The 22,932-nt window shown below is 72.1% G+C and carries 18 protein-coding genes; 9 read left to right on the top strand and 9 right to left on the bottom strand.

Translation table 11 applies throughout. The features are described 5' to 3' along the window. Window positions 1-230 precede the first annotated feature (230 nt). A complete protein-coding gene (locus AB0C38_RS45955; RefSeq protein WP_360686731.1) occupies window positions 231-5,711 on the top strand; it encodes a biotin carboxylase N-terminal domain-containing protein in 5,481 nt (1,826 codons plus the stop codon). A gap of 48 nt (window positions 5,712-5,759) precedes the next feature. On the opposite strand, the gene AB0C38_RS45950 is transcribed toward AB0C38_RS45955, so the two are convergent. Then, a complete protein-coding gene (locus tag AB0C38_RS45950; RefSeq protein ID WP_360686808.1) occupies window positions 5,760-6,500 on the bottom strand; it encodes a dihydrofolate reductase family protein in 741 nt (246 codons plus the stop codon). Beyond that, on the bottom strand, window positions 6,497-7,360 hold the full coding sequence (gene folP / locus AB0C38_RS45945) for a dihydropteroate synthase (RefSeq protein ID WP_360686805.1): 864 nt from the start codon (window positions 7,358-7,360) through the stop codon (window positions 6,497-6,499). Before folP ends, AB0C38_RS45950 begins: the two co-directional genes overlap by 4 nt. Before the next feature lie 203 nt (window positions 7,361-7,563). On the opposite strand from folP, the gene AB0C38_RS45940 reads away from it, so the two are divergent. Next, window positions 7,564-8,886 (top strand): M14 family zinc carboxypeptidase, encoded by a 1,323-nt coding sequence (locus tag AB0C38_RS45940; RefSeq protein WP_360686728.1) that lies wholly within the window; start codon window positions 7,564-7,566, stop codon window positions 8,884-8,886. Between the two features lies 1 nt (window position 8,887). Here the strand turns inward: AB0C38_RS45940 and AB0C38_RS45935 are convergent, their stop codons facing one another. The 3 genes from AB0C38_RS45935 to AB0C38_RS45925 all read right to left on the bottom strand — a co-directional run bounded on the left by AB0C38_RS45935 (window position 8,888) and on the right by AB0C38_RS45925 (window position 11,974). Next, entirely contained in the window at window positions 8,888-9,919 is a 1,032-nt protein-coding gene (locus AB0C38_RS45935; protein WP_360686725.1) for a class I SAM-dependent methyltransferase, read from the bottom strand. A 122-nt stretch (window positions 9,920-10,041) separates the two neighbouring features. Next, window positions 10,042-10,980 (bottom strand): PadR family transcriptional regulator, encoded by a 939-nt coding sequence (locus AB0C38_RS45930; RefSeq protein ID WP_360686722.1) that lies wholly within the window; start codon window positions 10,978-10,980, stop codon window positions 10,042-10,044. Between the two features lie 91 nt (window positions 10,981-11,071). Continuing rightward, complete coding sequence (locus AB0C38_RS45925; protein ID WP_360686719.1) at window positions 11,072-11,974, bottom strand: LysR family transcriptional regulator; 903 nt, start codon at window positions 11,972-11,974, stop codon at window positions 11,072-11,074. A 70-nt stretch (window positions 11,975-12,044) separates the two neighbouring features. On the opposite strand from AB0C38_RS45925, the gene AB0C38_RS45920 reads away from it, so the two are divergent. Both AB0C38_RS45920 and AB0C38_RS45915 read left to right on the top strand, forming a co-directional pair. Continuing rightward, window positions 12,045-13,013, top strand: a complete 969-nt coding sequence (locus AB0C38_RS45920; protein ID WP_360686716.1) for a putative sulfate exporter family transporter — start codon at window positions 12,045-12,047, stop codon at window positions 13,011-13,013. Between the two features lie 114 nt (window positions 13,014-13,127). Continuing rightward, window positions 13,128-14,612, top strand: coding sequence for a sialidase family protein (locus AB0C38_RS45915; protein ID WP_360686713.1), 1,485 nt, complete (start codon window positions 13,128-13,130; stop codon window positions 14,610-14,612). Window positions 14,613-14,675: 63 nt separating this feature from the next. On the opposite strand, the gene AB0C38_RS45910 is transcribed toward AB0C38_RS45915, so the two are convergent. Then, on the bottom strand, window positions 14,676-15,278 hold the full coding sequence (locus tag AB0C38_RS45910; RefSeq protein WP_360686710.1) for an MmpS family transport accessory protein: 603 nt from the start codon (window positions 15,276-15,278) through the stop codon (window positions 14,676-14,678). A 159-nt stretch (window positions 15,279-15,437) separates the two neighbouring features. Between AB0C38_RS45910 and AB0C38_RS45905 the strand changes: the two genes are divergently transcribed. From AB0C38_RS45905 to AB0C38_RS45895, 3 genes are read left to right on the top strand one after another with little or no spacing between them, the layout of a single operon-like run. Continuing rightward, entirely contained in the window at window positions 15,438-16,637 is a 1,200-nt protein-coding gene (locus tag AB0C38_RS45905) for a histidine kinase (protein WP_360686707.1), read from the top strand. 9 nt (window positions 16,638-16,646) lie between these two features. Next, the gene (locus AB0C38_RS45900) at window positions 16,647-17,306 is read left to right on the top strand and encodes a response regulator transcription factor (protein WP_360686704.1); all 660 of its coding nucleotides are present in this window, start codon (window positions 16,647-16,649) and stop codon (window positions 17,304-17,306) included. Between the two features lie 46 nt (window positions 17,307-17,352). Then, window positions 17,353-17,868 carry an STAS domain-containing protein gene (locus AB0C38_RS45895; protein WP_360686701.1) on the top strand — a complete coding sequence of 172 codons (516 nt, stop codon included), beginning with the start codon at window positions 17,353-17,355 and terminating at the stop codon, window positions 17,866-17,868. A 48-nt stretch (window positions 17,869-17,916) separates the two neighbouring features. Here AB0C38_RS45895 and AB0C38_RS45890 read toward each other — a convergent pair whose 3' ends face one another. The 3 genes from AB0C38_RS45890 to AB0C38_RS45880 form a co-directional block, all read right to left on the bottom strand. Then, the gene (locus tag AB0C38_RS45890) at window positions 17,917-19,209 is read right to left on the bottom strand and encodes an MFS transporter (RefSeq protein ID WP_360686698.1); all 1,293 of its coding nucleotides are present in this window, start codon (window positions 19,207-19,209) and stop codon (window positions 17,917-17,919) included. A 77-nt stretch (window positions 19,210-19,286) separates the two neighbouring features. Further along, window positions 19,287-19,793 carry a flavodoxin domain-containing protein gene (locus AB0C38_RS45885; RefSeq protein WP_360686695.1) on the bottom strand — a complete coding sequence of 169 codons (507 nt, stop codon included), beginning with the start codon at window positions 19,791-19,793 and terminating at the stop codon, window positions 19,287-19,289. 109 nt (window positions 19,794-19,902) lie between these two features. Beyond that, window positions 19,903-21,054 (bottom strand): nitric oxide synthase oxygenase, encoded by a 1,152-nt coding sequence (locus tag AB0C38_RS45880; RefSeq protein WP_360686692.1) that lies wholly within the window; start codon window positions 21,052-21,054, stop codon window positions 19,903-19,905. A gap of 417 nt (window positions 21,055-21,471) precedes the next feature. On the opposite strand from AB0C38_RS45880, the gene AB0C38_RS45875 reads away from it, so the two are divergent. Further along, window positions 21,472-22,473: a GTP-binding protein gene (locus AB0C38_RS45875; RefSeq protein ID WP_360686689.1), complete on the top strand. Its 1,002-nt coding sequence runs from the start codon at window positions 21,472-21,474 to the stop codon at window positions 22,471-22,473. Window positions 22,474-22,543: 70 nt separating this feature from the next. After that, window positions 22,544-22,825: a hypothetical protein gene (locus AB0C38_RS45870; protein ID WP_360686686.1), complete on the top strand. Its 282-nt coding sequence runs from the start codon at window positions 22,544-22,546 to the stop codon at window positions 22,823-22,825. Window positions 22,826-22,932 lie beyond the last annotated feature (107 nt).

The raw sequence follows: 22,932 nt of genomic DNA, 5'->3' as shown, positions 1-22,932 counted from the left end.
GCGCCGTAAGCTGCGCACCGTGCTTTGTGGCAGTCCTCGCGAGAAAAGCGTCCGTGGCAGTGTGGCCCCGGTCGCTTTTTGTGGGGTTCCCACAAAGCAACCGCCTTGGCATGCGTCATCGCGGACATTGGTCTACCCGGCGGTAATCCAGCAGGGTGTAGACAGGTGCAGGCGACGCCCCAGGACAGGTGCGTCGCCTTCTGTGCGTGGGTACTTGGGAGGCTCAACCGGTGTTCAATCGTGTCGCCATCGTCAACCGCGGAGAGGCCGCGATGCGGCTCATCCACGCCGTCCGGGATCTGTCGGCGGAAACCGGTACGAAGATCGAGACGGTCGCTCTCTACACCGACGCGGACCGCACCGCCACCTTCGTCCGTGAGGCCGACCTGGCCTACGACCTCGGTCCGGCCTCGGCCCGCCCCTACCTCGACCTGGCCAAGCTGGAGAAGGCCCTCGTCGAGACGAAGGCCGACGCCGCGTGGGTCGGCTGGGGCTTCGTCGCCGAGGACCCGGCCTTCGCCGAGCTGTGCGAGAAGGTCGGCGTCACCTTCGTCGGGCCGAGCGCGGACGCGATGCGCAAGCTCGGCGACAAGATCGGCGCGAAGCTGATCGCCGAAGAGGTCGGCGTGCCGGTCGCGCCGTGGAGCCGCGGCGAGGTCGCCACCCTCGAAGACGCGCTGAAGGCCGGCGACCGGATCGGCTACCCGCTGATGCTCAAGGCCACCGCGGGCGGTGGCGGGCGCGGCATCCGCATGGTCGCCTCCGGCGAAGACCTCGCCGACGCGTACGAGCGCACCAGCCAGGAAGCCCTGCGCGCGTTCGGCTCCGGCGTCGTGTTCCTCGAGCGCCTGGTCACCGGCGCCCGGCACGTCGAGGTCCAGGTGATCTCCGACGGCGTGACGGCGTGGGCGCTCGGCGTCCGCGACTGCTCGGTGCAGCGGCGCAACCAGAAGATCATCGAGGAGTCGTCCTCCCCCGTCCTCGACCCGGCGCAGACCGCCGAGCTGAAGACGTCGGCCGAGCGCCTCGCGGTCGCCGTCGGCTACCGCGGCGCGTGCACCGTCGAGTTCCTCTACCACCCCGGCGAGAAGCTGTTCGCCTTCCTCGAGGTCAACACCCGCCTGCAGGTCGAGCACCCGATCACCGAGATCACCACCGGCACCGACCTGGTCAAGCTGCAGCTGCACGTCGCCGGCGGCGGCAAGCTCGAAGGCGCCCAGCCGGCCGAGCTCGGCCACGCCGTCGAAGCCCGGCTCAACGCCGAGGACCCCGACCGCGACTTCGCCCCCTCCCCCGGCCGCATCGCGCGGCTGGCGCTGCCCGCCGGGCCGGGCATCCGCGTCGACACCGGGGTCAGCGAGGGCGACACCATCCCCGCCGACTTCGACTCGATGATCGCCAAGATCATCGCCTACGGCCGCGACCGCGACGAGGCGCTCGGCCGCCTGCGCCGCGCGATGGCCGAGACCACCGTGATCATCGAGGGCGGCGCGACCAACAAGAGCTTCGTGCTCGACCTGCTCGACCAGCCCGAGGTGATCGACGCGAGCGCCGACACCGGCTGGATCGACCGCGTCCGCGCCGAAGGCCGCCTGGTGACCCACCGGCACTCCGCGGTCGCGCTCGCCGCGGCCGCCATCGAGGCCTACGAGGACGAGGAAGAGATCTCCGTCCAGCGGTTGCTGGCCACCGCGCACGGCGGCCGCCCGCAGGTCCAGCACGAGACCGGCCGCCCGCTCGACCTCAAGCTCCGTGGCGTCGGCTACCGCGTCGGCGTGGCCCGCATCGGCCAGAAGCGCTTCCGCATCGGCATCTCGGCCGGGACGTCGGAGGTGCACCACGCCGACATCGAGATCGACCGCTTCGACGCGCACAGCGGCCAGATCCGGGTCAACGGGCAGCGGTTCCGCCTGATCGCGGCCACGCACGGCCCGATCCACCTCGTCGAGGTCGACGGCGTCACCCACCGCGTCAGCCGCGACGAAGGCGGCGTCGTCCGCTCCCCCGCGCCCGCGCTGGTGGTCGCGACACCGCTGTCGGTCGGTGACGAGGTCGAAGCGAACGCGCCGATCCTCGTGCTGGAGAGCATGAAGATGGAGACGGTGCTGCGCGCACCGTTCCGGGCCCGCGTCCGCGAGTGCCCGGTGTCGGTCGGCAGCCAGGTCGAGACCGGCGCGCCGCTGATGCGCCTGGAGCCCCTGACCGACGGCGCCGAGGACGAGGCGGCCGAGGAGACGGAGGCCGTCGAGATCGAGCTGCCGCCGGTGCCGGCCGGCGTGTCCGCGGCCGACCGCGTCGAGCGCGGTCTCCAGGACCTGCGCAGCCTGCTGCTCGGGTTCGACGTGGACCCGTCGGAGCGCAAGCGCGTCCTGTCGGGCTACGTCGCCGCGCGGGCCGAGCTGGATGGCCGGCCGGTCGAAGGCGAACTGGAGCTGCTCACCGTCTTCGCCGACCTGTCCGAGCTGAGCCGCAACACCCCGGGCGGTGAGCTCGACGCGGTGCCGAACGGCGCGGTGCACAGCTCGCGCGAGTTCTTCCACAGCTACCTGCAGAGCCTCGACGTCGAGCGCGCGGGCGTCACCGAAGGCTTCCAGGCCAAGCTGACCAAGGTGCTCGCCCACTACGGCGTCGCCGACCTGGAGCGCACCCCCGAACTCGAGTCCGCGGTCTTCCGGATCTTCCTGGCGCAGCAGCGGACTTCGGCCGACGTCGCCGTCGTCTCGGAGCTGCTGCGGCTGTGGCTGGCCGGGGCGCAGCCGGCGGAGTCGCTGAGCGACCGTGCCGGGCTGACCCTGGAGCACCTCGTCGAAGCCACGCAGGTGCGCTTCCCCGCGGTGTCCGACCTGGCGCGTGGCGTGGTGTTCCGCTGGTTCGCCCAGCCGCTGCTGCGCCGCCACCGCGCCGAGGTGTACGCCGCCGTCCGCACCGAGCTGCGCTACCTCGACCAGCACCCGGACGCCGCGGACCGCGCCGAGCGGATCCAGGCCATGATCACCGGCTCGCAGCCCCTCGTCCGGCTGATCGGGCAGCGGATCGGCCGGCCCGGCCGCGACCACGCGCCGCTGCTGGAGGTGCTGACCCGCCGCTACTACGGCAACCGCAGGCTGTCCGCGGTCACCGTGCGCGACCTCGCCGGCTGCCGGCTGCTGACCGCCCAGCTGAACACCCCGGACGGCGTGCTGCCGCTGGTCACCACCGCCGTCGACATCGCCGCCCTGCCCGACGCCATCCGCGCGCTCGGCGAGGTCGCCACCGACGGCGTCGTCGCCGACCTCTACCTGCGCTGGGAGGACCAGCCGGAGGTGGACGCGACCGCGGAGCGGCTCGGCGCGCTGCTGGCCGAGCACCCGCTGCCGGCGAGCGTGCAGCGGGTCGTGCTCACCGTGGCCGGCACCGGCGGCGCGGTGATGCACCACCACTTCACGTTCCGGCGCGACGGCAGTGGCTCCACCGCCTTCACCGAGGACCGGCTGATCCGCGGCCTGCACCCGCAGATCGCGCAGCGGCTGCAGCTGCAGCGGCTGCACGAGTTCGACCTCACCCGGCTGCCGTCGGCGGACGAGGAGATCTACCTCTTCAAGGCCGTGGCGAAGAGCAACCCGGCCGACGAGCGGCTGATCGCGATGGGCCAGGTCCGCGACCTGACCCCGCTGCGCGAGGCCGACGGCCGGCTGGTCGCCCTGCCCGCGCTCGAGGACGCGGTCACCGCCTGCCTCGACGCGATCCGCAACATCCAGGCGCAGCGGCCGCAGAACAAGCGGTTCGACACCAACCGGATCATGATGTACGTCTGGCCGCAGACGGAGCTGACCACCGACGAGCTGAACACGCTCGTCCAGCGCATCCTGCCGACGTCGGTCGGCGCCGGGCTGGAGGAGGTCCAGTTCCTGGCCCGCCGGCGCACCGAGGCGGGCAAGCTGACCGAGCTCGCCGTCCGGATCACCTTCGACCCGGGGCACGGCGCGCGGCTGCACGTCGGGCCGGCGTCGACCGAGCCGGTGCAGCCGCTCGACGACTACCGTCTGAAGGTGCTGCGCGCGGCGCGGCGCGGAACGGTCTACCCGTACGAGCTGACCGGGCTGCTGTCCGGGCCGACCGGCACGTTCGCCGAGCACGACTTCGACGGTGCCGGTGCGCTGGTGCCGGTCGACCGGCCGAAGGGCAAGAACACCGCGGCGATCGTCGCGGGCGTCGTGACGACGCCGACCGAGCGGCACCCCGAGGGCGTCACCCGGGTCGTGCTGATCGGCGACCCGACGAAGTCGCTGGGCGCGCTGTCGGAACCGGAGTGCTCGCGCGTTATCGCCGCACTTGACCTGGCCGAGCGGATGCAGGTGCCGCTGGAGTGGTTCGCGCTGTCCTCGGGCGCGCGGATCTCGATGTCCTCGGGCACCGAGAACATGGACTGGGTCGCCGCGGCGCTCAAGCGGATCGTCACGTTCACCCAGGACGGCGGCGAGATCAACATCGTGGTCAACGGCATCAACGTCGGCGCCCAGCCGTACTGGAACGCCGAAGCCACGATGCTCATGCACACCAAGGGCGTCCTGATCATGACGCCGGACTCGGCGATGGTGCTCACGGGCAAGCAGGCCCTCGACTTCTCCGGCGGCGTGTCGGCCGAGGACAACTTCGGCATCGGCGGCTACGACCGCGTCATGGGCCCGAACGGCCAGGCGCAGTACTGGGCGCCGAACCTGCCGACCGCCCGCGAAGTGCTGATGTCGCACTACGACCACACGTACGTCGTGCCGGGTGAGGCCGGGCCGCGGAAGGTGGGCACGAACGACCCGATCGACCGCGACGTCTCCCCGTTCCCGCACGCGATCGCCGGCACCGACTTCACGACCGTCGGCGAGATCTTCTCGGTCGAGCACAACCCGGACCGCAAGAAGCCGTTCGACATCCGCACGGTGATGCGCGCGCTGTCGGACCAGGACCACCCGGTGCTGGAGCGCTGGGCGGGCATGGCCGACGCCGACACGTCCGCGGTGCAGGACGTGCACATCGGCGGCCGCCCGGTCTGCCTGGTCGGCATCGAGTCGCGCTCGGTGCCGCGCCGCGGGTTCCCGCCCACCGACGGGCCGGACACCTACACCGCGGGCACGCTGTTCCCGCGGTCGTCGAAGAAGACGGCACGGGCGATCAACGCGGCGTCGGGCAACCGGCCGCTGGTCGTGCTGGCGAACCTCTCCGGGTTCGACGGCTCGCCGGAGTCGCTGCGCAAGCTGCAGCTGGAGTACGGCGCGGAGATCGGCCGGGCGATCGTCAACTTCGAGGGCCCGATCGTGTTCTGCGTGATCTCGCGCTACCACGGCGGCGCGTTCGTGGTGTTCTCCAAGGCGCTCAACCCGAACATGACGGTGCTGGCGCTGGAGGGTTCGTTCGCCTCGGTGCTGGGCGGCGCCCCGGCGGCGGCGGTGGTGTTCGCCGGCGAGGTGAACACCCGCACGGCGAACGACCCGCGGGTGACGGAGCTGCAGTCCCGGCTCCAGACGGCCGACGCCACCACCCGTGCGGCCTTGAGCGCTCAGCTGGCGGAGCTCCAGTCGTCGGTGCGCGCGGAGAAGGTCAGCGAGGTGGCGGCGGAGTTCGACCGGGTCCACAGCATCCAGCGCGCGGTGGAGGTCGGCTCGGTGGACGCGATCATCAGCGCGGCCGAACTGCGGCCGCGCATCATCGAGTCCATCGAACACGGCTTGAAGAAGTAAGGATTCGCGAAGCCGGGGCCGGTCACCGAGGTGGCCGGCCCCGGCTCGTCACGGCACCAGGTACCGGGTCAGCAGGCTCGCACCGTCCGTGAGGACCGTGGCCAGCTCCAGCTCGAGCGGGTCGAACGCGCCGCCCACCGCGGCGCGGTCCGCCGTCCCGGCCACGAGGTACGGCGCGACGGTCAGCCGGAACTCGTCGACCAGGCCCGCCTCGGCCAGGGACGCGAACAGCCTCGGCCCGCCTTCGCAGTCGATCCGCCGGAGACCGCGCTCGGTGAGGGCGGCCACGGCGACGTCGAGCGCCACCGCGTCCTCGCCCGCGACGACCACTTCGGCGCCCGCGGCCTGCCAGGCGGCACGCAGGTCCGCCGGCGCCCGCTCGCAGGTGAGGACGATCGTCGGCACCGCGGCCCGGGTGAGCACCGGTGCGTCCGGCGGCAGGCCGCGGCCCGTGGTGACGACGGCGATCGGCGGGACCGGCGCCAAGCCGGTGCGGCGGCGGCGCTCGGCCGTCGCGGCGTCCGGGTGGACGCCGTCGAACTCCTCGATCACCGCGGTCCCCGCCCCGAGCAGGACGACGTCGGCCAGGTCGCTGCCCAGCTTGAAGACGATCCGGTCGGGAGCGGTGGACAGCGGCCGGGACCGGCCGCCCACCGTGATCGCGCCGTCGGTGCTCGACACGAAGTTGACGACCAGCCACTTCGCGACGTCCGGGAAGCGGTAGAGGGCTTCGAGGTCGTCCGGTCCGATCTCCCGGGTGCGCTCCGGGGGCCAGATCTGCCGGATCACAGCCACCGCACGGCGTTCTTGGGCGGGCGGGTGCCCACGATGCTCGCGATCATCTCGGTCACGTGCCGCGTCTCGCGCACCTGGTGCGCCCGGAACATCGCGGCGCCCTGCGCGGCCGCGTGCGCGGTGGCGGCGAGGGTGCCGGTGACCCGGTCGCCCATGGCGACGTCGAGCGTCTCGCCGACCACGCCCTTGTTGGACAGCGCCATCAGCACCGGCCAGCCGGTGCCGACCAGCTTGTCGACGTTCCGCAGGATGGTCAGGGACTGGTAGGTGTTCTTCGAGAAGTCGATGCAGGGGTCGATCATCACGCCTTCGCGGGGCACGCCCTTCGCGACCGCCCGTTCGGCGAGCTCGGTGGTGTCCTTGACGACTGCGGCGACGACGTCGTCGTACTGCGGTTTCACCGGGTCGGTGCGCGGGTCGAGGCCGTCGACGTGCGCGCAGATGTACCCGGCGCCGTGCTCCGCGGCGACGTCGAGGATCTCCGGCTCGTAGGCGGCCCAGTTGTCGTTGATCAGGTCCGCGCCGGCCCGGCACACCGCGTCGGCGACCTCGGCGCGGTAGGTGTCGACGCTGATCACGACGTCCGGGAAGTGCTCGCGGGCCCACTCCACGGTCGGCAGCACGCGGGCGATCTCCTCCGCGGCCGTCACCTCGGGCCCCGGGCTGGCCGGCACGCCCCCGATGTCGATCACCGCCGCGCCGTCCTCGATCGCCTGGCCGATGGCCGCCTGCGCGCGCTCCTCCAGGTAGGTCACCCCGTTGTCGTAGAACGAGTCCGGGGTGCGGTTGACGATCGCCATCACCAGCGCGTGATCGCTGGTGAGGCGTTTGCCCCGGAAGACGAGTTCGTGGATCGGCAAGCGGTACCCCCGGACGAGGAGCGGATCTGACCACTCCGAGCATAGTGAGCGCGGCGCCGCGGGGCGGAGCGCGACCGGTTTCGCGACTTTCGGGGGTATGGCGGGTTTGTCCCGGACCGACACACTGTGCGTGCCGGTCCGGTGACCGAGAGCCCCGGGCCGGAACTCCATCCGTGCGGCCGTGAGGAGATCCCCCGATGGCGTCAAGGTCCCTGTCCCGGCTCGCCATGGCGGCGACCGGTGTCGTGCTGTCCGCGCTGCTCGGCGGCACCGCGGCCGCGCAGCCCGCCGCCGACACCCCCGTGTTCTGGCGCGTCCCGGCGACCGCCGCCCAGGCGCACGCCCTCGAAAACGCCGGGTTCGACGTCGAGGAAGGGGACGCCGGGGCCGCCTACGTCGTCGGCGGGCAGGCCGTCGCGAACCAGCTGCGCGCCCTGGGCTACCGGCCGTCGTTCTTCGACACCGTCTACAAAGAACTCCCGGCGCAGGCGAACTCCCTGGCGGCCGACACCTTCTACGGCGGGTACCGCACCGTCACCGCGCACGAGAACCACCTCACCGCCGTCGCCGCCGCGCACCCGGACCTGGCCACGAAGTACACGATCGGCCAGTCGTGGAAGAAGGCCCAGGGCCAGGGCGGTCACGACATCCAGGCCATCTGCCTCACCAAGAAGCAGTCCGGCGACTGCACGCTCTCGACGACGTCGCCGAAGCCGAAGTTCTTCATCATGGCCCAGATCCACGCGCGCGAGCTGTCGACCGGGGAGCTCGCCTGGCGGTGGATCGACTACCTCGCCGACGGCTACGCCACCGACGCCACCGCGAAGTCCATTTTGGACACCACCGAGGTGTGGGTGGTGCCGATCTCCAACCCGGACGGCGTCGACATCGTCGCCTCCGGCGGCAACTCGCCGAAGCTGCAGCGCAAGAACGCGAACAACACGCGCGGCGGCTGCACCGGCACGAACATCGGCATCGACCTCAACCGCAACTCGACCTTCAAGTGGGGCGGCGACTCCAACTCCGCCTGCGCCGAGACCTACCAGGGTGCGAGCGCCGGCTCCGAGCCCGAGACGCAGGCGCTGGAGAAGCTGGCCCGCTCGATCTTCCCGGACCAGCGCGGCACCGGGAACAACGACCCGGCGCCGTCGACCGCCAAGGGCACGATGATCACGCTGCACAGCTACGGCAACGACATCATCATCCCCTGGGGCTTCACGCAGGCCACCTCGCCGAACGACGCGCAGTACCGCAAGCTCGGCGCGAAGTACGCGGCGTCGAACGGCTACCTCGTCGGCACCAACGAAGAGACCGTCGGCTACGACACGAGCGGCACCACCGACGACTACACCTACGGCACGCTCGGCGTGGCCAGCGTGACGTTCGAGGTCGGCGGTTCGAGCGGCACCTGCGGTGGCTTCCTGCCCCGCTACACCTGTGTCGACAGCACGTTCTGGCCGAAGAACAAGGGCGCGTTCGTCACGGCCGCGAAGGCCGCGGCGGCGCCGTACCAGCAGTGACTCACGGCCGGCAGGCGTAGATGCAGTTCTGCGGACGCGGGGACCCGAGCACGTCGACGTGCCCGAACCCCGCGTCCGCGAGCATGTCCCTCGCCGTTTCGGTTCCCCACATCGCGCCCAGCGCGGCCCCGCCCTCGGCCAGTGAGGTCGTCGTGCAGTACATCAGGCTGATCGAGTAGCACAGGGCCGCCAGCGGGTTGCCGACGTTGTTCGCCACGTGGCTCGAGAAGTTCGTGTCCACCATGAAGAACAGGCCGTCCGGGGCGAGCGCGCCCCGGATCCGGCGCAGCACGACGTCCGGGCGGTCCTGGTCGTGGATCGCGTCGAACGCCGTGATGACGTCGAACTCGCCGGCCAGCTCCGCGGCGTCCCCGACGGCGAACTCGGCGTTCGGCAGCCCTGCGGCCGTCTCCCGCGCCTGCTCGACGACGCTCGCGTTGATGTCGAGGCCGGTGAACCGCGACGCGGGGAACGCGCGGGCGGCCACGGCGATGGCGTTCCCGGTGCCACAGCCCAGGTCGAGCACGCGCGCCCCGGCCGTGAGCCGGTCCTTCAGGCCGGGGACCGCGCCGAAGAAGCCGTCCACGAGGTGTTCGCGGTAGACGTGCTTCCAGCTGTCGCCGGTCTTCGCGCCGAGGGTTTCGAGGTAGGGCCCGTACGCCGACCTCGGGACGCCGCCACCTTCGGCGAAGCAGCGTTCCAGGTCGGGCAGGATGCCGGTGAACGCGCTGAGCGTCAGCAGCGACGGCATGAGGTTCGACGTCGTCTCGCCGAGCAGGAACTTCGCGTGCTCGGGCGGGAAGGTGTACTGCCCGGCTTCGAGGGTGAAGATGCCGCCGGTGACCATCGCGCCGAGCCATTCGCGGACGTACCGCTCCCGGAGCCCGGCTCGCCCGGCCAGTTCGCCGCTGGTGGCGGGTCCGCGGGCGGCCGCCTCGAAGAGCCCGGTGCGGTGACCGAGGCCGATCAGCATGGTGAGCGCGCTGCCGGTCATGGTGGCGGTCAGGTGCGCCGCGAAGTCCTTTTCCTCCATGCGGCCCGAGCTTACCCGGCGGGCGGACCGTCCGATGTGGACGATCCGCCCGGCGAGGTCGCGAATGACTCATTCGGGACGCTGGATGCCGCGAATGAGTCATTCGCGGCATCCAGCGCGGGTCAGTCCTCGTCCTCCAGGCCGGCGTCGGCCAGCACGGCGTAGACGCGCCGGCGTGCGTCGGCGAGGATCTTCTTCACCTCGGCCACCTGCGCGTCCGTGCCGCTTTGGCCGACTTGGGCCGCGGCGCCGGACAGCTCCCCGAGTGCGTGCCAGAGCGCGGCGAAGCGGTCAGCGCCGGGCTCCTCTTCGGGCTCGGCCCACAAGGCGGCGAACTCCGCCTCCCGGCCGGCGACGTGCTCCCGCCCGGCGTCGGTGAGCTCGGCGACGCGGCGGCCGCCGGTCTCGGCCGTGCGGACCAGGCCCTCGTCCTCCAGCTGCTGCAGGATCGGGTAGACGGAGCCGGGGCTCGGCCGCCACCGGTCGTTCGTGCGGCGCCGGATCTCCTGCATCAGCTGGTAGCCGTGCATCGGCTCCTCGGCGAGCAGCGCCAGCACGGCCGGCCGCACCGGACGGCTCGGGCCGCGCCCGCGGAACTCCCGCACCCGCTGGAACGGCCCGGCCCCGCCACCCCAGCCACCGGGACCGCCGAAGGAACCGGGGCCGCCGGGGAAACCCGGGGCACCGGGGAAGCCGGGACCACCCGGCGGACCCGGCGGCAGCGGTGGGAGCGGCGGGTGGGGCGGGAACCCGCCGCGCGCCAGCCCGGGCCCAGCGTCCCAGTCTTCGTGACCGGGAATGTCGAGGCCGTGGTCAGGTGGCCCGAAATACCCCGGCAGACCATGGCCGAAGTCCGGATGACCGTGACCGCCGGGACCGTGGTGGCCGTGCCCATGATCCGGGCGGCCACCGGGCCCCTCCCCGTGCTCCGACCGGCCGGGCCCCGGGTGCCCGAAACCACCGTGGACGTGGTGTCCGGCCAGACCGGGCCCGTGGCCGCCGGACGCACCGCCGCCCCCGAAACCGCCGAACATGCGTCCCGCTCCCGCGCTCATCTCCATGACTGCCTCCTCGACTCGCCGTATCGCCGACACTACGACGATATATCGCCGTTCGATCGAGGGCAACCCGGTGACCGAGGATCGACGGACCTCAAGCCGTCCCGGACTTGACCGCCAGCGTCAGCAGCTCCGCCGCCGGGCCCGCCAGGCGCCGGCCCGCCGGCCACACCGCCCGCAGCACCCGGCCGAGCTCGACCCCGGCCACCGCGACCGGCACCAGCCGCCGGCCCGCGACCTCGCGCACCACGTCCAGCTCGCTGATCACCGCCGGCCCGGCGCCGGCGATCACCGCGTTCCGCACCGCCGACGCCGATCCCAGTTCCAGCAACGGCGTCACCGACCCCACCCCGGCCCGGCGCAACGCCGCCTCGACCGTTTCGCGCGTCCCCGAACCCGGCTCCCGCACCACCAGCGGCGTCGCCGCCAGCTCGGCCGCCGTGAGCGGCCGGCGCCGGCGCGCCCACGGGTGACCGGCCGGGACCACCACGACGAGCCGGTCCGTCGCGACCCGCCGCGTGGACAGGCCCGGCCACGGCCCCGGCGACTCGACGAACCCGAGGTCCACCCGGCCACCGGCGACCAGGTCGGCGACGTGCTCGGAGTTCACCACCTCGAGCCCGACGTAGGTGTCCGGCTCGATCCGCTTCACCTCGCCGATCCACGCGGGCACGAAGTGCTCGGCCAGCGTCATGCTCGCCGCGACTCGCAGCTTCGCGCCGCGCTGGGTCCGCAGCGCCTCCGCGCCCGTGCGCAGTCCGTCCACTTCGCTCAGCACGCGGTGCGCCCAGCCGGCGATCACCCGGCCGTCCGGGGTCAGCGCCGAGCCGCGCCGGGTCCGGTCCACCAGGGACAGTCCCAGTTGTCGTTCCAAAGTGGACAGCCGCTTGCTCGCCGACGGCTGGGCGATGCCAAGCGCCCCGGCCGCCTGGCCGATGCTGCCGAGGTCGTCGACGAGCACCAGCAGGCGCAGCGAGTCCAGGTCCGGTCCGGTCATAGCCCCAGTCTATGACCTCCCCACCCACGGACGGCTACCGCGGAAGCGCGAACACGGCGACGCTGAGAACATGGCACTGACAGCGGCGAAGACATCCGGCCTCGCGATCACCGGGCTCGGCGTCGCCGCGGCGTACGCGCTCAGCTCGGTCTGGCCGGTCGCGGGCGCGCTGACCGTCGCCGTGGTGCTGGGCATCGTCGCCGGGAGCACCCCGGTGCTCACCGAAGAACACCGGAAGGCCGTCGCGCGGATCACGAAACGCCTGTTGCGCGCGGGCGTCGTGCTGCTCGGCCTGCAGCTCGCCATCCCGACCGTGCTCGCGCTCGGCCCGGGCACGCTCGCCGCGGTGGTGCTGACCGTCACCGTCACGTTCCTCGGCACGCTCGGCCTCGGCAAGCTCACCAAGGTGCCGCGGGGCCTCGCCCTGCTGGTCGCCACCGGGTTCTCGATCTGCGGCGCGTCGGCGATCGCGGCGATGGAGGGCGTGGTCGAGCGCGACGACGAAGACGTCGCGACCGCCGTCGCGCTCGTCACCTGCTACGGCAGCCTCGCCCTCGGCGTGCTTCCCCTGCTGGCCCACGCGCTCGGCTTGGACGCGACCAGGACCGGAACCTGGGCCGGGATCTCGGTGCACGAGGTCGCGCAGGTCGTCGCGGCGGCCGGGCCGGCGGGCGCCGCCGCGGTCGCGGTCGCGATCGTGGTCAAGCTGAGCCGCGTCGTCCTCCTGGCCCCGGTCGTCGCGATCGTCGGCGCCACCGAACGCACCCGCCGCGGCGGCCACACGCCGCTCGTGCCGTTGTTCGTCCTCGGGTTCCTGACGATGGTCGCCGTCCGCAGCACCGGGCTCGTCCCGGCCTTCGCGCTCGACGTCGCGAAGACGGCGTCGACGCTGCTGCTCGCCGGCGCGCTGTTCGGCCTCGGGTGCGCCGTCCGGCTCGGCCCGCTCCTGCGCGGCGGCGGCCGCGCGCTGCTCCTGGGGCTCCTGTCCACGCTTCTGGTGCTGGCGACCGGGTACGGGACGCTGGCCGCGTTCACCTGACGTTCTTCCCCCCGACGCGTATAGGTCGTTATACGCGCGGTTGTACGGGTCTTGTACGGGTCGGGTCGACGCTGTCGCCGAGACGTAGGACGTAGAACGACCTGAGGGAGAACCGTGAAGATCACCCGAATCGCCGGAGGCCTGCTGGCCGGGCTGCTGGGGTGCGCCGCCGTCGCCGTCCCGGCTTCCATCGGCACCGCCACCGCGCAGGCCGACGTCGCCAGCACCCTCGTGTTCACCAAGAACACCGAGGGCCACGACTGCTACCGCATCCCCACCATCGTCAAGGCCAACGACGGCGCGCTGCTCGCGTTCGCCGAGGGCCGCAACGGCGGCGCCAGCGTCTGCAACGACCTCGGCGCCATCGACCTCGTGCTGAAACGCTCCACCGACGGCGGCAAGACGTGGAGCGCGCTGCAGACCGTCATCAAGGCGAACGGCGACACGAAGGGCAACCCGGCGCCGATCGTCATCCCGGGCAGCAACCGGGTCGTGCTGCTCTCGACCATGCAGTGCTACACCAACCCGGCCTGTGGCCGCGTCCCGCGCGTGTCGATCAGCGAGGACAACGGGAAGACGTGGGGTGCGCCGAAGGTGCTGACCACGGAGCTCGGGTTCCCGGCCGCGCCGAGCTGGCTGGCCACCGGGCCGTCGCACGGGATCGTGCTCACCCGCGGTGTCCACAAGGGACGGCTGGTCGCCGGCATGAGCTACTCGGACATCGGCGCGCTGGTCTACAGCGACGACAACGGCACCAGCTGGCACCTCGGGGCCACCGACAAGCCGGCCGCGAGCACGATGAACCCGCAGGAGATCAGCGTCACCGAGCTCATCGACGGCCGGATCTACGCCGCCGCGCGCAACCAGGCGAACGACGGGAACAAGTGCCTGCTGGACGGCACGCACAACCGGGCTTTCGCGATCAGCTCGGACGGCGGCGCGACCTTCAGCTCGAAGTTCGCCTTCGCCACCGACCTCGTCGCCCCGACCGTCGAAGGTTCGACGGCCCGGATGAGCGCCACCGACACCGGCGGCAAGTACAACCGGATCCTGTTCGCCGCACCGTCCACTTGCGACCGCCGCAAGCAGCTGCGGGTGCACTCGTCGTTCGACGAAGGCGCCAACTGGACGGGCACCGCGGGCAGCCTGCTCGTGTGGGGCCAGGACGCCGCGTACTCCGACATGGTGCAGCTGTCCCAGTCCTCGGCCGGCGTGCTGTTCGAGGCGGGGCCGGAGCTCCACGCCAACGACACGATTCGCTACGCCACGGTCACCGAAGCCGCGCTCGGCGCTCCCGCCTGCGGTGGCGGTTTCAGCGTGCTCGACTCGAAGCCGCTCGGCACGGCCGGCACGGTCTACCTGTCCTACAACGCGGCCAACGGCCAGAACTGCGTCGCCGCGATGAAGAGCACGGCCGCCGGGACGCCCACGGCGACTTCGGCCTACCTGGAGGTCAAGGGCTCGACGCGGCAGACCGACTCCGGCTCGTTCTCCTGGTTCGCCGGCCCGGTGGAGGCGGCCGCGGCGGGCAAGTGCGTGAAGTGGGGCGGCGCCACCGGCGGCAGCGCCTTCGACAGCGAGTTCGAGCACTGCGGCTGACCCCGTGGGTGGGACCCGCCCCCTCGCCGGGTCCCACCCACCCCTCCCCTGACGGCGTGGCCGTCAGAAGCCCGTGCAGCTGGCCACCGCGTACTCCCCGGACGCGGTCGCCGTCTTGACCTCCTTGCCGTCGACGACGACCTTGCAGGTCACCGAGCCGCCGTCCTCGCCGGTGGTCACGGTGAACGCACCGATGAACAAGCCGGTGGCTTCGACGGTCTTCGTCCACGGCACGGCCGCGCCGGTCTCGCTCTTGACCGAATCCGCCGGTTCGAAGGTGCTGTAGTCGACGTCGGCGGTCTTCGAGTCCCCGGTCACCGAGTAGGTGATGGTGTGGCGCTGGGTGGCCTGGTCGTTCACGTCACTGATGGCCTTGCCGATCACCACCACCCACAGGATGCTCACCACCAGGCCGAGCACCGACACGACGACGCCGGCGATCGAAAGCCCTTTGTTCGTGGCCTTCCCCGCCCGCACCCGCGCCACGCCCACCGCGGACAGGATCAGCCCCAGCACCACCAGCGGCCAGGCGACCACGCCGACGAACGGGATCGGCGAGAACACCAGCCCGACCAGACCGAGCACGAAGCCGGCCGTGCCGAGGCCGTTGCGCGGCGGCGCGGCCTGCGGAGCCGGGTACTGCTGGATCGGGGTGTAGTCGGTCATCGGGGATTTCCTTTCGCCTTTGCTTGACGGCGAGCAGGAAACCAGCGGGGCGGCCGGCCCCGCGTCGTCCTCAGGCCTCGACCCCGTACGACGAAAGTCGTCACCGCCGCTCGTGCGAACCGGCGGAAAGGCGGACGGGGCCGCCCGTACTCTTTCCCCATGGGACGGTCCGTGCTGGGCTTGGCGTGCACTGTGCTCGCGGTCGCGGCGAGCCTGGTGAGCGGGATCGCGAACCTGGCGCTGGAGATCAGCGTGGCCGGCAGCGACGACCTCCGGCCGACGGCGGGCGCGATCCTCGGCTGGCTCCTCGGGATCGGCGCGGCGGTCCTGCTCGTCTGGCGGCACCGCTGGCCCCTGGTGGTCACCGGGATCGCGATCGTGCCGCCGCTGCTGCTGCGCGCGGACTCGCTGGCCGCGCTGATCGCCCTCGCCGCGCTCACGACCTACTTCACCGGCTGGTGGCGCTGGGGCGCGGCGACGCTCGTGTTCGCCGCGACCGGGCTCGCGGTGTGGCGCGACGTCGGCCGGGACGCGCAGCTGTCCCTCTCGGAGGCCTGGATCTCGACCGGGACGTCCGGCGCCGAGCTGATCGGCGTCATCCTCACCGCGGCGGTGTACACGGCGATCCCGCTGACCGTGGGGATCGTCCGGCACAGCCTGGCTGAGACGCGGCGCGTGAGCACCGAGCAGGCGGCCCTGCGCGACCAGGTGGCGCGCCGGGAAGAGCAGGCGCGGATCGCCCGCGAGATGCACGACGTCCTGGGGCACCGGCTGTCGCTGCTTTCGCTGCAGGCGGGCGCGCTCGAGGTCACCAGCGGCACCACCCCGGACGCGGCGGAGGCGGCCAAGACCGTGCGGACCACCGCCCGGCAGTCGCTCGACGACCTGCGCCAGGTGATCGGCGTGCTGCGCGGACCGGGGTACGCGGACCGGCCGTCCGACGGGCCCGCGGAACCACCCCAGCCGACGCTGGCCGACATCCCCGACCTGGTCACCGGCGCCCGGCAGGCCGGGCTCGCCGTCAACCTCACCGTCCTGCTCGACCAGGCCGCCACGGCGCCGGCCCCGCTCGGCACGGCCGCCTACCGGATCCTCCAGGAGGCGCTCACCAACGTCCTCCGGCACGCGCCGGGAGCGCCCGCGGAGGTGTCGGTGCGCGGCGCCCCGGGTGCCGGGCTGCTGATCGAGGTCGTCAACGCGCGGCCACCGCACCCGGTGCCCTCGCCCGGCTCGGGCACCGGGCTCACCGGCGTCAACGAGCGGATCTCGCTGCTCGGCGGCACCCTCGCCGCGGGGCCGGTCGACGAGCGGACGTTCGTGCTGCGGGCCTCGCTCCCCTGGGTGACGCCCGCGCCCTAGGCTGTGCGGGTGAGCGTGCGCGTACTGCTCGTCGACGACGACCCGCTGGTCCGCACCGGGCTGTCGATGATCCTCGGCAGCACCCCCGACCTGGAAGTGGTCGCGCAGGCGGGCGACGGCGACGAAGCCGCCCAGCAGGTGGCGCGGCACGCGCCGGACGTCGTGATCATGGACATCCGGATGCGCCGGATGAACGGCCTCACCGCCACGGCGGCGGTGCTCGCCCAGCCGCGGGCGCCGAAGGTGCTGATCCTGACGACGTTCGACCTCGACGAGTACGTCTTCGAAGCGCTCGCGGCCGGTGCCAGCGGATTCCTGCTCAAAGAGGGCTCGCCGCAGGAGATCATCGAGGCCGTCCGGGTGGTCGCGAACGGCGACGCGATGCTGTCGCCGCGCACGACGAAGCAGCTGATCGGCCAGTTCGTGGCGGCGCGGGCCAACCCGCGGCGGGCGCGGGCCCAGGCGAAGCTGGAGCTGCTCAGCAACCGCGAACGCGAAATCGTGACGGCGGTCGCCCAGGGCAAGCCGAACGCGGACATCGCGGCGGAGCTGTTCCTGAGCGAGGCGACGGTGAAGACGCACATCACCCGGACGTTCGCGAAGCTCGACGTGAGCAACCGGGTCCAGCTGACCATTTTCGCCTACGAGGCCGGTCTCGTCACCCCGTGACCGGCGTCGCTGTTGCGCCCGGGGCCCCGGGAACGATGTAAGAGGTATGGCCTGGCCCGAGAACGACCCCCGGCACCGCGAGGTGCTGGCGGCGCTGCGCGCGTGGGCCCGCGAAATCGACGCGGTGCCCTACCCCGCCGGCCTGGACATCGACGCGTTGCTGGCCCGCCACTACGCAAACCCGCGCGCCGAGCCGGCGATGGCGATGGCGGTCACGACGACCGCCGAGGTCAGCGTCCTGGCCGTCCGCGGGGACATCGACCTGGCCGGCAGCGGACGGCTGGGGTCCCGGCTCACCGAGGAGATCGGCCTGGCGCCGCGAGGTCTGGTCCTGGACCTGACGGGCGCGGCCCACTGCTCCGCCCGCGGCTTGGCGGTGCTCGTCCGAGCGACCGGGGACGCGCGCGTCGCCGGCGTCCCGTTCGCGATCGCGGGCTGCACCACGGTGGTGCGCCGGGCGATCGACGCGGTGGGGCTGGACGAGACGCTGCCGTTGCACGCCACACCGGCCGAGGCGGTCGAGTGGCTCGATCTCCTGACCAGGCTGACGACCTTTCGGTGACCGTGCCCCAGGTGATCACCCTCAACGGCGGGTCCAGCTCCGGGTGCGCTACTTCGCCGCCGGTGCCGTCGCCACCGCCGACTCGCCGAACCTGATCCCCTTGGCCTCCTTGCCGAGCGCGGTGAGGACGGCGACCGCGATCAGCCCCGGCACCACCGTCCACACGAGCGCCGACGTGTACCCGTGCGACTCCGCGATCGCCTGCTGGATCGGGAGGTTCAGCGCCGCCAGCAGGTTGCCCAGCTGATACGTCACGCCCGGGTAGAAGCCGCGGATCGCGTCCGGCGACATCTCCGTGAGGTGCGCGGGAATCACGCCCCACGCGCCTTGCACCATGATCTGCATCAGGAACGAGCCCAGCGCCAGCATCCCGGCACCGTGGTCGAACGCGAAGATCGGGATCACCGGCAGGCCGAGCACCGCGGCCGTCACGATGGTCCGGCGGCGGCCCAGGCGTTCCGACAGCGTGCCGAACGTCAGGCCGCCGATGATCGCGCCGACGTTGTAGAGCACCGCGATCCACGTGCTCGTCGCCGCGCTGAGGCCGGCCCCGCCGTTGTCGTGGGCCTTGAGGAAGCTCGGGTAGACGTCCTGGGTGCCGTGGCTCATCCAGTTGAACGCGGTCATCAGCAGGATCAGGTAGCCGAACCGGCGGATCACCTTCCCGTTCAGCAGCACGTCTTTGACCGACGTCCGGGTCACCCGCAGCTTCTCCCGGGTGGTCTCCCAGACCTCCGACTCGCGCACCCGCGCGCGGATCAGCAGGGTGATCAGCGCCGGGAAGATGCTCAGCACGAAGATCCAGCGCCACTCGAGTTCGAGAGCCGAGTGGAACAGCAGGTACGCGAGCGCCGCGAGCAGGTACCCGATCGAATAGCCGACCTGCAGCAGGCCGGAGAAGAACCCGCGCCGCGCGACCGGGATCTTCTCCATCGCCAGCGCCGCGCCCAGGCCCCACTCGCCGCCCATCCCGACGCCGTAGACGAACCGCAGGATGAGCAGCACGGTGAAGTTCGGGGCGAACGCGCACAGCAGGCCGGCCACCGAGTACAGCAGGACGTCGGCGATCAGCGGGATCCGCCGGCCGACCCGGTCGGCCCAGAGGCCGAACACCAGTGCGCCGACCGGGCGCATCACCAGGGTCGCCGTGGTGATGAACGCCAGCTGCGTCGCCGTCGCGCCGAAGGACTGGTCCTTGGCGATGTCGGCCAGGACGAACACGACGAGGAAGTAGTCGAACGAGTCCATGCTCCAGCCGAGCAGCGCCGCGAGGAACGCGTTGCGCTGATCGGATGTAAGCGCTTTCTTGCCTGCTCCGGGTGCCGCCTGCCGATCCGTCACGTTTGCCCCGTCCCGTCGGTTTTTCACCGGAAGACCTCAGGGCTGGTCTAGCACCCACCACCGGGCGCGGGCAAGAGTCAGAGCGCGACGCGCGTGCGGACCCGGCGGCCGACGTCGCGGGCCCACGCCTTGATCCGGTCCCAGTCACGGAAGTCGCCCGCGCGCTGCCCCGACGCCATCAGCCGCGGGATCAGGCCGCGCACGGTCGCCGGGTCCAGCCGGCCGCCGAAGGTGACGGTGCGCTCGGCGTCGATGCGGGCGGCCAGCAGCGCCACGTTCGCCGGCAGGCTGACCTGGTGGGTGGCCGCGCCCGGGCCGCACGGCCCGCTGTGGAACAACCAGACGGGGCGCTCGGCGAGCGCGCGGGCGTTGCGCTCCAGCAGCCGGACGGCCGCGGGCCGCCACCGGTGGTAGTACAGGGCGCTGCCGACGACGACCGCGGCGTAGTGGCCGACCGTGGCGACGTCGGCGGCGTCGCGCACGTCCACGCTCAGGCCGGCTTCGCCGAGCTCGGCGGCGATGACCTCGGCGATCTGCCGGGTTCCGCCGTGGCGCCCGGCGTAGGCGACGAGGACTGCGGTCATACGTCCCATTGTCGGCCTTGCCGCCCGGTACTGCCCCGCGGGTCGGGCACGATCCGCCATACGGGCGCTGCCACGTTGCTCTCCGTGGGTTCCGGCCCGTCCGTCCGACTCAGTCCGGTGAAAGGAAGGCCGGTCGCTGCGCGGGATCCGGCGGGTCGTAGTACCGGTGGAAGACCGGGGTCTGGCCGCCGGACAGCGGCGGGACGATCCAGCTCCAGTCGGCCGGGCACCGGCGGCCGGACCGCTCCTCGCGGTCGAGGTGGGACAGGAACCGCCGCGACTCGGTGTGGTGGTCGGCCATCGTCACGCCGGCCGCGTCGAACGAGTGCTGCACCGCGAGCGTCAGCTCGACCAGCGCCCGGTCGCGCCAGAGCGTCCGCTCGGACGCGGTGTCCAGGCCCATCAGCTCGGCGACGACCGGGAGCAGGTCGTAGCGCTGCTCGTCGGCCAGGTTCCGGGCGCCGATCTCGGACCCGAGGTACCAGCCGTTGAACGGCGCGGCCGGGTAGGTGACGCCGCCGATCTCCAGTGGCATGTTGCTGATCGCCGGCACGGCGTGCCAGCGCAGCCCGAGCCCGGCGAACCACCGGTGGTCGGGGTGGGTCAGCGGGACCTCCAGGACGGCGTCGGCGGGCAGCGTGAACAGCCGTGGATCGCCGGGGTCCGCCTCGATCAGCAGCGGGAGGACGTCGAAGGAGCCTCTTCGCTCCGGTGGCCGCCACCCGAGTCTTCGCACCTGCTCGGTGAACTCCGCGTAGCGCGGGTCGCCGAGGACCGAACCGTCCTCGAAGCGGTACCCGGCGTACCGGATCAGCTGCTCGTTGTGGATCCGCGGCCCGGCCCCGGCGGGCGCGTCCGGGGCGAACACCGTGATCGTCGGCCGGATCCGGCCGCCGCGGGTGGCCTGGCGGAGGTGGGCGACGCACTCACCGGCGATCGCGGCCGGGTCGGTGACCCGGCGCCGGTCGCGGATCCGGAGACTGCGCCAGTACAGCCGGCCGATGCAGCGGGCGGAGTTGCGCCACGCGACCCGCGCGCCGTACGCCAGCTCGGCCGCGGTGTGCCGGTAGGTGCCCGTTTCGGCGATTTCCGCGCGGACCTCCGCCAGCCGGGTCTCGAAGCGATCGCCCTCTTCGGCGGCACCTTCGGCGAACATCCGGTCCAGGAACTCCTCCGCTTCCGCGGAATTGACGCTCTGCTCTCCCGAGACGCGCTGGTAGATCGGCAGCGCGGAATTCACCCGCTCGGGTGTAACCGTCACGGCGCTACCCCACTCTCCGAAATCGTGATCTGCAGCCCGACGGAAAGGTTCACCGTTCCTCCGATGGTCGCCGACAACGGGACAGGCCGGAAGTCCCTGTGACAGCAGCACCTCCGGCCAGGCGGGGGACAGTACCCGACGTTCCCGCGAACGCAATCCACCGGACGTGAACGACGTTCGACCCGATCTCCGAATTCCGCCGCAGCCAGGGAAAACGCCGCGAAAATAACTGCTACCAAGCGTTATCCGGACATGTCGCAGCGCATTTTCCGTCAATCGATCACTTTGGACGGTCGAATCGGCGTGATTCTTTCCCAGCGGACACCTGCGTCTCTTCGAGGGTATTCGGCGAACGGCCTACTCCGGCGGCGCTCACCCGTGTATGGCCGGCGCCGGCCACGGAGTTAGAGTCGTTTCGTGCGCAAGATCCCCGTGGTCCTCGTCGCCGGGTTCCTCGGCGCGGGCAAGACGACGCTGCTCAACCACCTGCTCGCCAACCGCGACGGTGCCCGGGTCGGCGTGGTGGTCAACGACTTCGGCAGCGTGAACGTCGACGCGCTGGCCGTCGCCGGCCAGGTCGACACGATGGTCTCGCTCGGCAACGGCTGCCTGTGCTGCGCGGTCGACACGAGCGGCCTCGACGCCATGCTGGGGCGGCTTTCCTCGGCGGAGGCGGGGATCGACGTCATCGTCGTCGAGGCCAGCGGGATCGCCGAGCCGCGCGACCTGATCCGGCTGATGATCGCCAGCGAGAACCCGGACATCCGCTACGGCGGGCTCGCGGAGGTCGTGGACGCCGCCGAGTTCGAGGCCGCCCGCGAGCGTCACCCCGAGCTGGCCGACCACCTGCGGCTGGCCGATCTGGTGGTGCTGAACAAGGCCGACCGGGTGCCCGCCGAGGCACTGGCCAAGGTCACCGCGACGGTCGAAGAGCTCGCGCCGGGCCGTCCGCTGCTGGTCACCTCGCAGGGGCGCGTCGACCCGCGGCTGTTCTTCGACCCCGAACCCCGCGGCGAGCGCGCCGGCCAGCTGTCCTTCGACGACCTGCGTGAGGACCACGACCACTCGCAGCACCTGCACGCGCGGTACGACACGGTGACCTTCACCGCCGGGACACCGCTGGCTCCCCGCGCGTTCGTCGAGTTCCTCGAACGGCGACCCGCCGGGCTCTACCGGATGAAGGGCCAGGCGGACTTCGCCGCCGACGCGCGCTTCCACCTGCACACGGTCGGCGGGTTCGTCCAGCTCGAGCGGTCACCGTGGCCGTCCGGCGCGCCACGGCGCACGGAGCTGGTGCTGATCGGCGCGGGCCTCGACACCGGCGCGGTGCTGGCCGAGTTGCGTGCCTGCGTAGCGCCCGACCCGTCGGTGGTCGACGAGCGCGGGCTGATGTACATCACCCGGTACCTGCCGGCCTGACGGCGAGCCGCCACGCCGAAGATCGGCAAATGCGCGCGAGTCCCGCCGGCCGCGACGGAGACTGGCGGCCATGACGACCACCGCGGTGAGCGCGCCACGCTGGTACCTGGTCGGCGTGCTGCCCGAAGAAGTGCCGCTGGCCCACCTGATGACCCGCGCCGGCGACCTCCGCTACCGCCGTTCGGCGTGCGGTGAGCGCGAGTCCCGCAGCTGGAAGGCGGTCGACTTGACGACGTCGGAGGTCGCCCCCTGCCCGGCGTGCGTGGCGACGATGTCCGCTCCCCCGGCGGGGCTCCGGGTGGCACCCTCCGGCAAGGACCTCGGCCAGCTGTCCCTGAACCTGGAGCTCTGACCGCCCACCCCTCGACGTGGGGGGGGGGTGGGTAAGCGCGCGGGCGGGTCCGCCCATTTATATTAACACCGATACGGGTCGGCCCGACACTACACATACAAAAACAA

Origin of the sequence: Amycolatopsis sp. NPDC048633 (genome assembly GCF_040650695.1) — a bacterium.
Lineage (GTDB): Bacteria > Actinomycetota > Actinomycetes > Mycobacteriales > Pseudonocardiaceae > Amycolatopsis.
The sequence above is the reverse complement of the archived record's forward strand: the minus strand, read 5'-3'. Positions and strand labels throughout refer to the sequence as shown.

Coding starts and splice junctions, on each gene's coding strand:
- AB0C38_RS45940 (WP_360686728.1), top strand. CDS start 7,564: ATGGCGTCAAGGTCCCTGTCCCGGCTCGCCATGGCGGCGACCGGTGTC.
- AB0C38_RS45935 (WP_360686725.1), bottom strand. CDS start 9,919: ATGGAGGAAAAGGACTTCGCGGCGCACCTGACCGCCACCATGACCGGC.
- AB0C38_RS45930 (WP_360686722.1), bottom strand. CDS start 10,980: ATGGAGATGAGCGCGGGAGCGGGACGCATGTTCGGCGGTTTCGGGGGC.
- AB0C38_RS45925 (WP_360686719.1), bottom strand. CDS start 11,974: ATGACCGGACCGGACCTGGACTCGCTGCGCCTGCTGGTGCTCGTCGAC.
- AB0C38_RS45920 (WP_360686716.1), top strand. CDS start 12,045: ATGGCACTGACAGCGGCGAAGACATCCGGCCTCGCGATCACCGGGCTC.
- AB0C38_RS45910 (WP_360686710.1), bottom strand. CDS start 15,278: ATGACCGACTACACCCCGATCCAGCAGTACCCGGCTCCGCAGGCCGCG.
- AB0C38_RS45905 (WP_360686707.1), top strand. CDS start 15,438: ATGGGACGGTCCGTGCTGGGCTTGGCGTGCACTGTGCTCGCGGTCGCG.
- AB0C38_RS45895 (WP_360686701.1), top strand. CDS start 17,353: ATGGCCTGGCCCGAGAACGACCCCCGGCACCGCGAGGTGCTGGCGGCG.
- AB0C38_RS45885 (WP_360686695.1), bottom strand. CDS start 19,793: ATGACCGCAGTCCTCGTCGCCTACGCCGGGCGCCACGGCGGAACCCGG.
- AB0C38_RS45870 (WP_360686686.1), top strand. CDS start 22,544: ATGACGACCACCGCGGTGAGCGCGCCACGCTGGTACCTGGTCGGCGTG.